This is a genomic window from Methylorubrum rhodesianum (assembly GCF_014199985.1).
GTDB lineage: Bacteria > Pseudomonadota > Alphaproteobacteria > Rhizobiales > Beijerinckiaceae > Methylobacterium > Methylobacterium rhodesianum.
Genome location: NZ_JACHOS010000015.1, coordinates 15,174 through 28,433, shown reverse-complemented (window position 1 = coordinate 28,433; position 13,260 = coordinate 15,174). Strand labels below are relative to the sequence as shown.

The 13,260-nt window shown below is 71.0% G+C and carries 15 protein-coding genes and 2 pseudogenes; 8 read left to right on the top strand and 9 right to left on the bottom strand.

All coding sequences use genetic code 11. The features are described from left to right. Positions 1-62: 62 nt before the first annotated feature. The 3 genes from HNR01_RS20370 to HNR01_RS20360 form a co-directional block, all read right to left on the bottom strand. The gene (locus tag HNR01_RS20370; RefSeq protein WP_183669418.1) at positions 63-575 is read right to left on the bottom strand and encodes a DUF3016 domain-containing protein; all 513 of its coding nucleotides are present in this window, start codon (positions 573-575) and stop codon (positions 63-65) included. Next, positions 572-787 carry a hypothetical protein gene (locus tag HNR01_RS20365; RefSeq protein ID WP_012456626.1) on the bottom strand — a complete coding sequence of 72 codons (216 nt, stop codon included), beginning with the start codon at positions 785-787 and terminating at the stop codon, positions 572-574. The genes HNR01_RS20370 and HNR01_RS20365 overlap by 4 nt, the downstream gene beginning before the upstream one ends. Positions 788-995: 208 nt before the next feature. Beyond that, a complete protein-coding gene (locus HNR01_RS20360) occupies positions 996-1,565 on the bottom strand; it encodes a ComEA family DNA-binding protein (RefSeq protein ID WP_183669416.1) in 570 nt (189 codons plus the stop codon). A 313-nt stretch (positions 1,566-1,878) separates the two neighbouring features. Between HNR01_RS20360 and HNR01_RS20355 the strand changes: the two genes are divergently transcribed. After that, on the top strand, positions 1,879-3,072 hold the full coding sequence (locus tag HNR01_RS20355; RefSeq protein WP_043376930.1) for a patatin-like phospholipase family protein: 1,194 nt from the start codon (positions 1,879-1,881) through the stop codon (positions 3,070-3,072). Between the two features lie 31 nt (positions 3,073-3,103). Here HNR01_RS20355 and HNR01_RS20350 read toward each other — a convergent pair whose 3' ends face one another. From HNR01_RS20350 to HNR01_RS20330, 5 genes and pseudogenes are all read right to left on the bottom strand, one after another. Then, positions 3,104-3,283: a hypothetical protein gene (locus tag HNR01_RS20350; RefSeq protein ID WP_375373188.1), complete on the bottom strand. Its 180-nt coding sequence runs from the start codon at positions 3,281-3,283 to the stop codon at positions 3,104-3,106. A gap of 281 nt (positions 3,284-3,564) precedes the next feature. Then, complete coding sequence (locus tag HNR01_RS20345; protein WP_183669413.1) at positions 3,565-3,693, bottom strand: TFIIS helical bundle-like domain containing protein; 129 nt, start codon at positions 3,691-3,693, stop codon at positions 3,565-3,567. 112 nt (positions 3,694-3,805) lie between these two features. Next, positions 3,806-4,975 (bottom strand): MFS transporter, encoded by a 1,170-nt coding sequence (locus tag HNR01_RS20340; RefSeq protein WP_183669411.1) that lies wholly within the window; start codon positions 4,973-4,975, stop codon positions 3,806-3,808. A 75-nt stretch (positions 4,976-5,050) separates the two neighbouring features. Then, positions 5,051-6,049: a l-ornithine N(alpha)-acyltransferase gene (olsB, locus tag HNR01_RS20335; RefSeq protein WP_183669409.1), complete on the bottom strand. Its 999-nt coding sequence runs from the start codon at positions 6,047-6,049 to the stop codon at positions 5,051-5,053. 214 nt (positions 6,050-6,263) lie between these two features. Then, positions 6,264-6,668 (bottom strand): annotated as a pseudogene (locus HNR01_RS20330) (DUF2267 domain-containing protein); the annotation flags it as partial. Positions 6,669-6,799: 131 nt separating this feature from the next. On the opposite strand from HNR01_RS20330, the gene HNR01_RS20325 reads away from it, so the two are divergent. From HNR01_RS20325 to HNR01_RS20295, 7 genes and pseudogenes are all read left to right on the top strand, one after another. Then, positions 6,800-8,344: a helicase HerA-like domain-containing protein gene (locus HNR01_RS20325; RefSeq protein ID WP_183669408.1), complete on the top strand. Its 1,545-nt coding sequence runs from the start codon at positions 6,800-6,802 to the stop codon at positions 8,342-8,344. A 232-nt stretch (positions 8,345-8,576) separates the two neighbouring features. Continuing rightward, positions 8,577-8,885: pseudogene (rplU, locus tag HNR01_RS20320) on the top strand (50S ribosomal protein L21); the annotation flags it as partial. Positions 8,886-9,021: 136 nt separating this feature from the next. Then, on the top strand, positions 9,022-9,288 hold the full coding sequence (gene rpmA, locus HNR01_RS20315; protein ID WP_017483720.1) for a 50S ribosomal protein L27: 267 nt from the start codon (positions 9,022-9,024) through the stop codon (positions 9,286-9,288). A 186-nt stretch (positions 9,289-9,474) separates the two neighbouring features. Next, a complete protein-coding gene (locus tag HNR01_RS20310; protein WP_153874807.1) occupies positions 9,475-10,074 on the top strand; it encodes a GNAT family N-acetyltransferase in 600 nt (199 codons plus the stop codon). Beyond that, positions 10,071-10,550: a hypothetical protein gene (locus HNR01_RS20305; RefSeq protein WP_183669406.1), complete on the top strand. Its 480-nt coding sequence runs from the start codon at positions 10,071-10,073 to the stop codon at positions 10,548-10,550. Before HNR01_RS20310 ends, HNR01_RS20305 begins: the two co-directional genes overlap by 4 nt. A 34-nt stretch (positions 10,551-10,584) precedes the next feature. Continuing rightward, on the top strand, positions 10,585-11,619 hold the full coding sequence (obgE, locus tag HNR01_RS20300; protein ID WP_017483724.1) for a GTPase ObgE: 1,035 nt from the start codon (positions 10,585-10,587) through the stop codon (positions 11,617-11,619). A 124-nt stretch (positions 11,620-11,743) separates the two neighbouring features. Continuing rightward, complete coding sequence (locus tag HNR01_RS20295) at positions 11,744-12,187, top strand: hypothetical protein (protein ID WP_183669404.1); 444 nt, start codon at positions 11,744-11,746, stop codon at positions 12,185-12,187. Between the two features lie 70 nt (positions 12,188-12,257). On the opposite strand, the gene HNR01_RS20290 is transcribed toward HNR01_RS20295, so the two are convergent. Then, positions 12,258-13,193, bottom strand: a complete 936-nt coding sequence (locus HNR01_RS20290; protein WP_183669402.1) for a LysR family transcriptional regulator — start codon at positions 13,191-13,193, stop codon at positions 12,258-12,260. Between the last annotated feature and the right edge of the window lie 67 nt (positions 13,194-13,260).

The following is a 13,260-nucleotide window of genomic DNA, read 5'->3' as shown; positions in this document are numbered from 1 at the left end:
CCGGCCCGTGACGGCGCGGACATGACAGGCTCGGGCGTCGGCCGTGTGACGAAACCCGTCGATCAGCCCGGCGGGGGGCGCCGCTGCACGAAGCGCGCCTGGAACCAGTCCCGCAGCACCTCGCGCTCGTAGAAGAAGGTCTGCCCCGACGAGAGGCGGGTGGCCCGGAGCAGGAAGTTGATGTCGCTCACGGTCTCTTCCGCCGTCAGCACCGTGCGGCCGCGCTCCTTCAGCGCGTAGCGCAGGCGGAAGCGGGGCGGGGTGATGTCGGTCACCACCCGCACGCCCTGGGCGGCACCGAAGCTCGGCTGGTCGAGCCCGGCGAGGTCGATGTCGAGCACCGCGATGTCCAGCGCCTGGCCCGGTGCCAGCACCGCGTCGCCGAGCGTCTCGAACAGGCGGCGCATCTCGGCCAGCACCACCCGTAGCGACAGGCCCGAACCGAAGCGGTTCTGGGCATCGGTGTAGCGCTCGGGCGCGACGAAGGTCACCCGTACCTGCGCCGCCGCGGGTGAGGCGGCGAGGGAGAGCGGAGCGGCCAGAGCCGCGAGCAGCGCGAGCGCCGCTGCCCTCATTGCTGCGAGCGCTTGAGGATCGCCTGCAGGGCGCGGGCGACCGGCTCGGTGATCGTGCGCCGGTACTTGCGGTGGACGAGCTGACCGTTGTGGTAGATGTCCTGCTCGACATAGAGCCGCTCACCGTCCCAGCGGACGATGTTGTCGGATTCCGTCGTCTCCTCGACGCCCAGATCCCGGCGGAGGATCGGTGCGCCGGATGTCGTTTGCATGGAGCGGCCTCGGCCTTCGCTTGAGAATATGTCGGTCCTGTTTAGGGCCTCGACGCGCGCTGTACCAGGGTCGGATGCACGGGGCGGGCAGCGGAAGGCGGTCCAGCGGTTTCGCTCGCGCCCGGTTGTCTCGCGGGCAGCGGCTGCCCCGCCGATGGCTCGACGGCATCGGCGGTGGCTTCTCGCGCCACGGGCCCGGCGACGGCCGCTACTGCACCGTCACCTGATCCTTGATGCGCTGATAGGTGGCGCGGTTGAGGACACGCTTGCTGAGAAGCTGATCGACGGAGGCGTAGGGGCGGTGCTGGATGATCGTCCGACCGATGGCGCCGCCGCCCTTCAGACCGTTCAGCTCGGCGAGCGAGGCGGTGTTGAGATCGGTCAGCGCGACGGCGGCGGGCGGGGCATTCTCCTCGGCCTCGACCACCGGATCCGGCGGCGGGGACGGCGCCGCCCGCACCACGGGGGGCGGTGCCGGCTCGGCCGGCGGCACGGGATTGGCCCGCGGGAGCGGGGGAGGCGGGGCCTCGACGGGTGGGCGGACCGCCTCCCTTGTCGGTTCCCGCATCGGCTCGGCCTGACCCACCACCCGCACCGGCTCGGGGGGGGGCGACGGGGAGGGACGTCCGGCCGGACGGGCGGGCGTCGCCGTCGAGGGGGCCGGCGCGGCGGCTTGCTGCTCGGGGCCGTGCAGCCAGAACGATTGGACGATCCAGGCCAGACCCGCCGCCGCCACGATCAGGACGAGAACCCGCAGGATCGCCGATCCGCTCAGCACGGGCGCCTCCCGCCCAGGACGCAGGACAACATGGCGGTCTCGTGCTCGGCTCCGGACATCGCGGGGATCCTAACCTGCGGACACCGCTCAAACATATGACAAATCCGAGAGATGCGACATGGCGCCGTGCCGGCCCGCCGAGGCGATCGGGATCACCGCGGGCCAGGCTTCGGCCGGCCCTCCTCGCGGACGTTGTTGCAGCGCGGCATCAGCCCGCGCCCGAGGACGTCCGCCCTGTGCGGGAACGCAATACGGCCAAGCTCGTTTGGTATAGGCTGGCCCCACTTCCTTCGGGCTTGTTCAGGTCATGTCGATGCCAAAGGGTTCCCGCTGGTCGCGCCTGCTCCTCGCCGCGGCGGTTGCCGGACAGGCCGCGGCCTGTTCCTCGTTGCCGCGGACGAACTACACCAAGGAGGAGGCGGAGGCCGCGACCGTGCCCGGCATGGTCGGGGTGCGCGCCTATGCCGACGCCAGCGCCGTCGATTTCGTGGCGATGGCCGCCGGCCCGCAGAAGAAGCGTCAGGCCTTCAGCTATCTGGCCTTGTCGGGCGGCGGCGGTGACGGGGCCTACGGCGCGGGCGTGCTCAACGGCTGGACCGCCTCGGGCAAGCGGCCGGACTTCACCATCGTCTCCGGCGTCTCGACCGGCGCCCTGATCGCGCCCTTCGCCTTCCTCGGACCGGCCTACGACCCCTACCTCACCGACATCTACACCAGCGGCATCGCCGAATCGCTGGTGCAGAGCCCGAGCCTCGCCAACGTGCTGTTCGGGTCCGGCCTGTTCGGCGACGGGCGGCTGCGCAACCTGATCGCCCGCTACGTGACGCCCGACCTGCTCCAGGCCATCGCCGAGGAGCATGCCAAGGGACGCCGCCTGCTCGTGGTGACGACGAACCTCGACACGCAGCGCGCTGTTATCTGGAACATGGGCGCCATCGCCGCCAGCGGCGCGCCGAACGCGGTCTCGCTGTTCACCGACGTGCTCACCGCCTCCGCCAGCATCCCGGCGGTGTTCCCGCCCCAGCTCCTCGACGTGCAGGCCGAGGGCCGCGCCTTCCAGGAGATGCATGTCGACGGCTCGGTGGTGACACCGGTCTTCACCCTGCCGCAGAGCTTCCTCGTGCGCGACGGGCGCTTCCGCAACGCGGGCAAGGCCGACATCTACGTCGTCATCAACGGGCGGCTGGAGCCCGAATTCGACGTGACGAAGAACAACACCCTGTCGATCGTCGAGAAGTCCTTCACCACCGCGAGCCGCGCCCGCTCCCGGGCGACGCTGGTGGCCACCGACGTGTTCGCCCGGCGCAACGGGATGGGCTTCAACCTGACCTACATCGACGAGAGCGCGCCGCAGACCACGACCGCCCGCGGCTTCGACACCGCCTACATGCGCAGCCTCTACCAGTACGGCTACGAGGCCGGCCGCACCGGCCAGTTCTGGCAGCCGAGCGTGCCGGCCGCGCCGCTGGTCAAGAGCGTGGTGCGCGAGGCGGTGGCGGGCCGCTGACCCGCCGCCTCGCCCACGTCACCGGGCGATCCTAGAGCGCGATGCGCAGCGGCTCGACGCTGAGGCGAACCGCGCCCGCGCGGCGGCCGGTCTCGGCGACCGCGTACTGGAACGCCGCCTCACGGCTGCGGAAATAGCCGCCGCCGAGACCGTGACTTTCCAGGGCGATCCAGCGGCCCTGCCCGTCCTGTCCGACGATGTAGCTCGGCAAGCCTCGGCTCGCCTCGGATTCGGCCGGGAGGGATTCGGCGGCCGGGGCAACGTGGTGCAATGGGGACATGATCGCAGATCGGGTCGCGCGGTCCGGTCAGGTGAACCGCGACAGGAACCTGTACCTTCGCCTGTAAGGATTCGAGAGAGGAAGGGAGGCCCGGGCATAACGGCCTCATCAGGAAAAGGCCACCCGAGCGGGCGCGGCCGGTGACCGGCAGCAAAAAGGGCCGTGCCGCCCCTTCGAGCGGCCGGCCCTCGGGCCTGCGCTTGGCGGCGAGACTACTTGCGCAGGAGCTTTGTGACGAGGCGGCCGATCGGGGAGCTCGATTCGGCGTTGCGCTCGTCTCGGGCGACGACGCGGTCGTCGGTGCCGAGGATCTTGGTGACGATGCGTCCGATGAGGCTCATGTTCGGGCTCCTTCGCGTCGGGAGGACGGGCAACGGTGCAGCTTCGACAGGATAACGAGGGCCGCCGGGGCGGCGTTCCGTGCCCCGTCGCATCGGTCCGTCTCTGAGCGCGTCAGGCCGCCCACTCCCGCACGAGGCTGCGAACCACCGGCACCGCGTAGAGCGCGAACAGCAGGCTCATGGCGACGGCGAAGCCCTGCGGCGGGTGCAGGTCCATGCCGCCGCCGATCAGCGGCGGCCCGAGCATCAACCCGGCATTGTAGAGCATCACGAAGGCGGCGTTGGCGCCCGCCAGATCAGGCCCGCGCAGGCTGGCGCCGAGATGGGCGAGGCCGACCGTGTAGAGCGTGCCGACGATCCCGCCCCAGGCGAAGAGCAGGGCGGTGAGCCCCGGCAGCGAGGCGGAGGCCGCCGGGATCAGCGCCGCTCCGAGCGCTCCCGCGAGGCTGCCGCCGAGCAGGACGAGGCGCCGGTCGACCCGGTCGGCGAGGAGGCCGACGGGGATCTGGAACACCACGTTGCCGAGCGCCACCGCACTCACGAGGGCGGCGGCGGTCTGCGCGTCGAGGCCGATGCGCAGGCCGTAGAGCGGCAGGATGGCGAAGGCGCCCGCCTCCACCGCGCCGTAGAGGGCGGCGGCCAGCACCGCGAGCGGCGCGAGGCGCAGATAGGTGACGATCCCGCCCCCCTCGTCGTGCCCGAGCGCGGGCGAGAGATTGCGGGCCAGCACCAGCGGCGTGAGGCCGAGGAAGAACAGGGCCGAGCCGGCGAGATAGGGCGCGAGTCCCTCGGTGCCGAGCAGCGTCAGCAGGGTCGGCCCGATGGCGAAGCCGATGGCCAGCACCGTCGCGTAGATGCCCATCACCAGACCGCGCCGCTCGGGGGGCGCCGCGTCGTTGATCCAGTACTCGGAGAGGACGAAGAGCACGCCCATCGTCGTCGAGAAGACGAAGCGCAGGGGAAACCACAGGACGAGGTGGGGCATCAGCTTGAAGGCGGTGAGGCACAGGCCGCCCAGGATGATCGCCAGGATCAGCAGGCGCACCACGCCGACCCGCGCGGCGAGCCGCGGCACGAACGGCACCGTGAGAATCGCCGCGAGCCCGGCCACGGCGGTGTTGAGGCCGATGACCACGCTCGACGCGCCCATCCGCTCCATTTCCAGCGACAGGAGCGGGATCGACAGGCCGAGCCCCGTGCCCACCACCGCCACGCAGGCGATCGCGGCGGCCATCGCGCCGAGGCGGTCGCGATCGGAAAGGGGAGCGGAGACGGCGGGCATGACCCTCGGACGCGGCGTCAGGGTGGGGGGACGCCCGCCTCAGCAGGGCCGGGCCGCCCCGGCAACCCGCCGCGCTCAGGCGGCGTGCCGATCCGCACCCGCGCCGAAATGGCCGATGTAGCGCGCCGCGATCGCCGAGACCGGCAGCACCACGAGCACGTCGGTGGTGCCGAACTGGCGATCCACCACCGCCCCGTCGCCGAAGGTGGCGCCGACCCGGAGATATCCCTTCACCAGGGGCGGCAGCGCCATCAGCGCCGCCTTCGGATCGACCGCCTCCTTCGCCAGCCGGTCCATCGCGACGTAGCGCTCCGGCAGGGCACGGGCCCGCCACGCCTCGGGAGCGCGGGCATGGTGGTGGAGGAAGCTCAGGGGGAGCGCCAGGCGATCCGGATCGGTGCCCTCCAGGCTGGCGCAGCCGAGCATCGCGTCGATGCGGTGGTGCAGCACGTAGGTCCAGATGCCGTGCCACAGGAGTTCGACGGTCCGCTTGGTGCGGTAGGGCTTGAGGACGCAGGAGCGTCCGAGTTCGAGGAAGCGCTTACCCGGATGGCGCTCAAGAAGGGGCGCGAGGTCGTACTCGCCCGAGGAGTAGAAGCCGAAATGCGCCTCCGCCCGGTCCTGGCGCAGCAGCCGGTAGGTGCCCACCACCTTCGGCCGGGCCTTACGGAAGGGCTTCGCCTCGGTCGCGGCGTGGTCGATCACCAGGAGATGATCACAGATCGCGTCGTAGGCATCGACATCCCGGCGCTTGAGCGCCGCCATGCCGGTCGGCACCGCCGACATCTCCTCGTAGAACACGCGGAAGCGCAGGCGCTGCGCCCGCCGGATCTCGGATTTGGTGGTGGCCAGCCGCACTTCGAGCGGGCCGATCCGGCCCAGGCTGGGATCGAGCCCCGGCTCCGTCAGGAGACGCTTCGCGCGGGATTTCAGCAGGATCGGCGCTGATCCGGGCAGGGCGAGGTCGCCGCCCTCGAAGGTCTGGCGGAAGCGGGCGAAGGGCGCCTGGACCTTGGTCTCCCAGCCGGCCTTCCACGCCGCCGTGGCCTCGCGCGGGGAAAAATTCGGCAGCATGGGCGGCGCGATTCCGTCGTGGCGGAGGCCGCGCGATGCGTCCTCTTGCGCGGCGACAACATCACGAAGGCCGCACGCTTTTATGACGGAAATCTCCTCGATTTGACAGCGACTTGCGCGAAGCCGTTGCCAGGCTCCGCGCGAAGTCCCCATGCTAGCCGGCGAATGAAAACCGGCTAACGATCCCAACGGTTTACCGGATGACCCTGCCGTCTCAGACGAACTGGTTCAGCCCCGGGATCGAGCCGACGATCGGACCCATCACGTCCTCGCCGGCCTTCTCGCGACCGTAGGCAAACAATTCATGGCCGAGCGGCTGCATCTGGTTCATCGGCACGCCGGCCGAGATCAGCTTCTGGCCGAGCGCCATCACGCCGCCGCCCATCATGCCGCCGAGCATGCCCATCAGTCCGCCGCCGCCCTCCGACGCATTCGCCTCGGCGAGCGCCGCCTCGGAGCCGGGAAGCGCGGCCATCAGCTGGCTGACCTCGGTGGCCGGCCCCTCCTTCTGCAGGAAGGCGAGGATGTGCCCGATCGCGGTCTTGGCGGTCGCGGCGTCGAGGCCCGTGCGGTTGGTGACGCGGGCAATCAGCTCTTCCATGAATCGCTTCCTCTCTGGCGGATTTTTCGTCTGTCCGACGCGGCGGCGGCGAAATCAAGGGTTGCCGCTGTCCCGCCCCCCTGGATCGGGCGCGCGGGGCGCCATACCCTGTCGTCCGCAACGGTCACGGTTCGGGCGAGGGCGGCGAGATGGCGGGCGAGGGAACGATTCTGGTCGGCCGGAGCACGGGCCCGCAGCGCAAGCCCGAGGTGCTGACCCTGCGGCTGGCCAACCGCCACGGCCTCGTGGCGGGCGCCACCGGCACGGGCAAGACCGTGACGCTGCAGGTGCTGGCCGAGGGATTCTCCAATGCGGGCGTCCCGGTCTTTGCCGCCGACATCAAGGGCGACCTGTCCGGCTTGGCCGCCGCGGGCGAGGCGAAGCCGCATTTCGTCAAGCGCGCCGAGGAACTCGGGATCGCTTACGAGCCCGACCGCTTCCCGACCGTGTTCTGGGACGTGTTCGGCGAGCAGGGCCACCCGATCCGCTGCACCGTCACCGAGATGGGCCCGCTGCTGCTCGCCCGGCTGCTCGAACTCAACGATACGCAGGAGGGCGTGCTCAACATCGCCTTCCGGGTCGCCGACGAGAATCAGTGGCCGCTGATCGATCTGAAGGACCTGCGCGCGCTGCTCACCTTCCTGTCGGAGAACGCCAAGGAGCTGTCGGCCACGTACGGCAACGTCTCGGGCGCCTCGATCGGCGCGATCCAGCGGGCGCTGCTGGTGCTGGAGAACCAGGGCGCCGACAAGTTCCTCGGCGAGCCGGCGCTCGACCTGCACGACTTCATGCGCACCGACCGGGAGGGCCGGGGCTTCGTCAACATCCTGGCCGCCGACCGGCTGATGCAGCGGCCGCGCCTCTACGCCTCGTTCCTGCTGTGGATGCTCTCCGAGCTGTTCGAGCAGCTTCCCGAGGTCGGCGACCTCGACAAGCCGAAGCTGGTGTTCTTCTTCGACGAGGCGCACCTGCTGTTCAACGATGCGCCGAAGGCCCTTCTCGACGCGGTCGAGCAGGTGGTGCGCCTGATCCGCTCGAAGGGCGTCGGCGTCTATTTCGTGACGCAGAACCCGCTCGACGTGCCGGAGACGGTGCTCGGCCAGCTCGGCAACCGGGTGCAGCACGCGCTCCGGGCCTTCACTCCCCGCGACCAGCGCGCCGTGCGCGCCGCCGCCGAGACCTTCCGCCAGAATCCCGGCTTCGACGTGGCCTCCGCCATCACCGAACTCGCCGTCGGCGAGGCGCTGGTGAGTTTCCTGGAGGCCAAGGGCACGCCCTCCATGGTCGAGCGGGCGCTGATCGCCCCGCCGCAGGGCCGCGTCGGGCCGCTGACGCCGGCCGAGCGCGCCGAGATCATCCGGCAGAGCCCCCTGCGCGGGAAATACGACGAGGCGGTCGACAACGAGAGCGCCTACGAGATGCTGGCCAAGCGCAAACACCTGGATTCCGCCCCGGCGGAAGCCGCGAGCCAGAGCGAGGGCGGCCTCTCGGGCATGCTGGGCGGATGGCTCGGCGGCCTTCTCGGAGGCGGGGAGGAGGCCGCCCCCAAGGGCAAGGGTCGCTCCCGCCGCCCGCCGCCGAGCCTCGCCGAGCAGGTCATCGGCAACGCCGCCCGCTCGATGGCGCGCAAGGTCGGCACGGAGGTCGGCGACGCGATCCTCAGGAACGTGCTGGGCGGGCTGACGAAGCGGTAGGCCAGCCACCGGCCTGCCGGCCTGCGCACCGGCCAGCCTTCTTGACAGAATCCCTGCGCCCGACTATCCGGCCGGCAACGCGCGGCTTCCTCGACGAAGTCCGCGCGTTTCGCGTTCGCGTGCACACGGCCAAGTCGAAGCGATCGACCCCGACCCGCGCGGATGACCTGAACAAGAAGACGGCCCAGGCGCTCACGGTGCCGGAGGCCGGCAGAGAACACGAGAGACAACGATGTTCGCAGTCATCAAGACCGGCGGCAAGCAGTACCGCGTCGCCGCCAACGACGTCATCACCGTGGCCACCCTCGAGGGTGAGGCCGGCGCCGCCGTTACCTTCGGCGACGTGCTGCTGTTCGGCGACGGCGAGTCCACCCAGGTCGGCGCCCCGCTGCTGTCGGGCATCGGCGTCACCGGCGAGATCGTCCAGCACGGCCGCACGCGGAAGGTCATCGCCTTCAAGAAGCGCCGCCGCCAGAACTCGCGCCGCCGCCGCGGTCACCGTCAGGACTTCACGGTCGTGCGCATCACCGAGATCAGCGCCGGCGGCAAGTCCTCGAAGGCCGAGCCGCGCAAGACCCGGAAGGCCGAGCCGGCCGCCGAGTCCGCCCCGGCCGCCGCCGAGTAAGACCGGCCGCGAGCCTCGAACGCAGATCTGAAAAGAATTCCGGAGCAATCCCATGGCACATAAAAAAGCAGGCGGCTCGTCCCGCAACGGCCGCGACTCCGCCGGCCGTCGTCTCGGCGTCAAGAAGTTCGGCTCCGAGGCCGTCATTCCGGGCAACATCATCGTGCGCCAGCGCGGCACGAAGTGGCATCCCGGCACCAATGTCGGCATGGGCAAGGACCACACCCTGTTCGCCCTCGTACCGGGCAACGTGCAGTTCGAAACCCGGCGCGGACGCGCGTTCGTCACCGTCGTACCGCTGGCACAGGCCGCGGAGTAACGGCGGACGCTTGTCGCTGACGACGAAGCGAGCGTCCCGCCGGTGTCCCACACCGAACCGGCGGACGGGTCGCTAAGGCTTCAGGCGAAGCTTCGAGCGGATCGGAACACGGGGGAGGATGGGGCACCATCCTCCCCCTTCGTCGTCCCGGACGGCGCCTCGGCGCCCTCACATGACCGGCCCACGATGTTCCCCGATCTCACCCGCGACGACGTCTTCCGCATCGAGACGCGACGGCTCTGGCTGCGCTGGCCCACCGCCCGCGACGCCGAGGCCGTATCGCGGCTCGCCGGCGATCCGGCGGTGGCCGAAATGACCGCGCGGATTCCGAGCCCGCTTCCGCTGCACGAGGCAGAAGCCTTCGTGATCCGGTCGCGGGCGGCGAACACCGCCGGGGAGGGGCTGATCATGGCCCTGTGCCGGCGGGCGGCGCCCGCGAGCCTGATCGGGGTCGTCTCGGTCGAGCACCGGCCGGACGAGGCGGAGCCGCATCTCGGCTACTGGCTCGGGCGCCCGTTCTGGGGCGAGGGGCTGATGACCGAGGCGGCCGAGGCCATGGTGGACGCCACCTTCGCCTATGCCGGGGGGCGGGCGCTCGCCTCGGCGGCGATGGTCGGCAATACCGGCTCGCGGCGGGTGCTGGAGAAATGCGGGTTCCGCCTCGCCGGAGAATCCGCGCCGGTCTTCGAGGCGCGGGGCGGCGCCGTGCCGAGCTACACCTTCCGGCTCGACCGGGCGGCGTGGCTCGACCGGCGCGGGACGGTGGCGGGGGGGCCCGCGTTATGAGGACGCGAACGGTCGCCGGCCTCGGGGCCGGCTTCACGGCGATCGCCCTCGGCAGCCTGATCTTCGCGATCACCCGGGACGTGCCGCCGCCCCCGATCGAACCCGCGGCGGCGGCCGCTCCGAAGCCTCGGGGCGAAACCCGGCTCTACTGCGAGTTCTACGATTTCACGGGCCGCACGCCGAAGGTCGGGTTCTACTTCGCCGGCCTGGCGGGCGGCGGCACCGCCTACGGGCAGCTGTTCCAGCGGGAGGCGGACGGATCGCAGACGCTGTTCGACGAGCGCCCGACTTGGACCTACGATCGATCGGGCGAGGCACCGACCCTGCGCTCGCCGGACGGCGCGACCCAGATCAACCTCTACGGCGATGGCGGCGCCAACGGCCGCCAGCCGGATGCCGGCGGGTGGTTCGAGGCGGGCCTGCGCAGCATCCAGTACCTCAACCTCGACGGCCAGTGCCGTCGCACCGAAAGCTGACCGGTCCCCGGTCCCGAATCCGAGGCGAAGCACCGTGAAATTCCTCGACGAAGCCAAGGTCTACGTCCGCTCCGGCGACGGCGGTCCCGGCTGCGTCTCGTTCCGGCGGGAAAAGTTCATCGAGTTCGGCGGCCCGAACGGCGGCGACGGCGGCCGGGGCGGCGACGTCTGGATCGAGTGCGTGCAGGGGCTCAACACCCTGATCGACTACCGTTACCGGCAGCACTTCAAGGCCAGGAAGGGCGAGCACGGCATGGGCTCGAACTGCCACGGCGCCAAGGGCGACGATGCGGTGCTTCAGGTGCCCGCGGGCACGCAGGTCTTCGCCGAGGACGGCGAAACCCTGATCGCCGACATGACGGAGGTCGGCCAGCGGGTGCGGCTCGCCAAGGGCGGCAATGGCGGCTTCGGCAACGCCTACTTCACCACCTCCACGAACCGCGCCCCGCGCCACGCCAATCCCGGTCAGGAAGGCCAGGAGATGTGGCTGATCCTGCGCCTCAAGCTCATCGCCGATGCCGGCCTCGTCGGCCTGCCGAACGCGGGCAAGTCGACCTTCCTGGCGACCGTCACCGCCGCCAAGCCGAAGATCGCCGACTATCCCTTCACCACGCTCCATCCCGGCCTCGGCGTGGTGCGCTCCGACGCCCGCGAATTCGTGCTGGCCGACATTCCAGGACTCATCGAGGGTGCGCACGAGGGCGTCGGCCTCGGCGACCGCTTCCTCGCCCATGTCGAGCGCTGCCGGGTGCTGCTGCACCTCGTGGAGGGCACGAGCGAGCATGCGGGCAAGGCCTACAAACTGGTGCGGCGCGAGCTCGAAGCCTATGGCGGCGGCCTCGCCGACAAGCCGGAGATCGTGGCGCTCTCCAAGGCGGACGCGCTCGACGCCGACACGCTCAAGCAGCAGCTGGCCCGGTTGAAGCGCGCGGCCGGGGGCAAGCCGCTGGTGCTCTCGGCCGCCTCGGGGCAGGGGGTGCAGGAGGCGCTGCGGGCGATCCAGGCCCAGCTCGACGGGCAGGACGCGACGGAGGCGGCGGACGTGCCCGCCGAGCCGTGGCACCCGTGACCTTGGCGCCCGTGCTGTCAATGCTGAGCGCGCTCCCTTGAACGCACCCCGCGCGTCCGGAGCGGCGCTACGCCTCAGCCCGCTCCCACAGACGCGCCTTGCCGCTTCGTCCTAACATCGCGCCATGCGCACGGCCCTCGCCCTTCTCCTCGTCCTCGCCGCCTCGCCGGCCCTGGCGGAATCCTCCTGCTCCGACCTGATCGAGCGGGTGCGGGCCGCCACCGGGGCCGAAGTCGCCGAGCGCAACGCCGATTTCGCCCGGTTCGATGCCGGCCCACAGACCTCGCTGACGCTCTCCTGCGCCGGGGATCAGTCCTCGGTCGGCGCACAGTACAAGGGCGAGACCGTGCCGCCGGAGTACGACGCGCTGTTCGTGAAGGCAGGGCATGCCGTGACGGGGATCGCGCCGGACCGACTGAAGGAAGCCGCCCGCCAGGCCCGCGACGGCTCGCAGGCCAAGCGTCACAGCACCGTCGATGTCGATGGCGCCCGCGTGACCTGCGCCGTCATGCGCAGGGACCAGGGTGCGCTGACCCAATGCGCCCTGCTCCAGCGGCCGAGCACCTGATTTCCCCGGGGGCGGTCGGATCGCCGCCCCGATGACCGGTCCAGGGGGTAATCTCTTCGGAATCGCGAACTCAGCTCGTCGCCGGGTCCTGCGGTGCCGCCGAGACCGGATCGTCCGCGTCGAGGGTACGGGCCACGGTGCGGGCGACGCTGACCAGCGCGGTGACCATCGGCGTGGCCGGATCGCGGCGCGGGGCGACGAGGCCGATGGCGTGGCGCAGATCGGGTTCGACGATCGGGATCGCCCGCAGCCCCTCGGTCGGCCCCAGGGCGTCGGCGAGGATCGCCGGCATCACGCTCGCCCATTGCAGCGTGCGCACATGGGTCATCAGCACGACCATGGAATTCGATTCCAGCGTCGGCGCCGGCTCGCCGCCGGCCGCGCGGAGCTGCTGGTCGATGATGCGCCGGTTCTGCATGTTCGGCGTCAACAGGCAGAGCGGAATCTTCGCCAGCTCGGCCCAGGTCACGCTGGCCCGGTCGTCGTAGGGTCCCCCCGCCGCGGTGAGCAGCTGGTAGTGCTCGGTGTAGAGCGGCACGGCGATGACGCGGCCGAGCGGCTCGTTGTCGAGATAGGTCAGCCCCGCATCGGCCTCGAGGTTGTCGATCAGCGAGAAGATCTCCTCCGAGGTCGTGGAGATGACGCTGAAGCGCACGTTCGGGTAGCGCGCCCGGTAGGGCGTGGTCAGGGCGGCCACCATCGGCAGGGCGGTCGGCACCGCGGCGATGCGCAGGTGGCCGGAGAGACCCCGGCGCAGGGCGGCGACGTCGTCCTGCATCGCCCGGGTATCGCCGACGATGCGGCGGCCCCAGGCCAGCACCCGGTCACCCTCGGGGGTGAATCCCTGGAAGCGCGAGCCGCGCTGGACGAGGCGCACGCCGAAGCGGTCCTCCAGGCTCTTCACCCCGGCCGAAAGGGTCTGCTGGGTGACGCCGCAGGATTCCGCCGCGCGCCCGAAATGTTGCTCGCGGGCGAGCGCCAGCAGGAATTCCAGCTTGTCGATCACGTATGCGCCGCCCCGACGCCCGCGGGCAGGGCGGGCTCCCGCCGTGGTAGGACGATTGCGTCAGGCT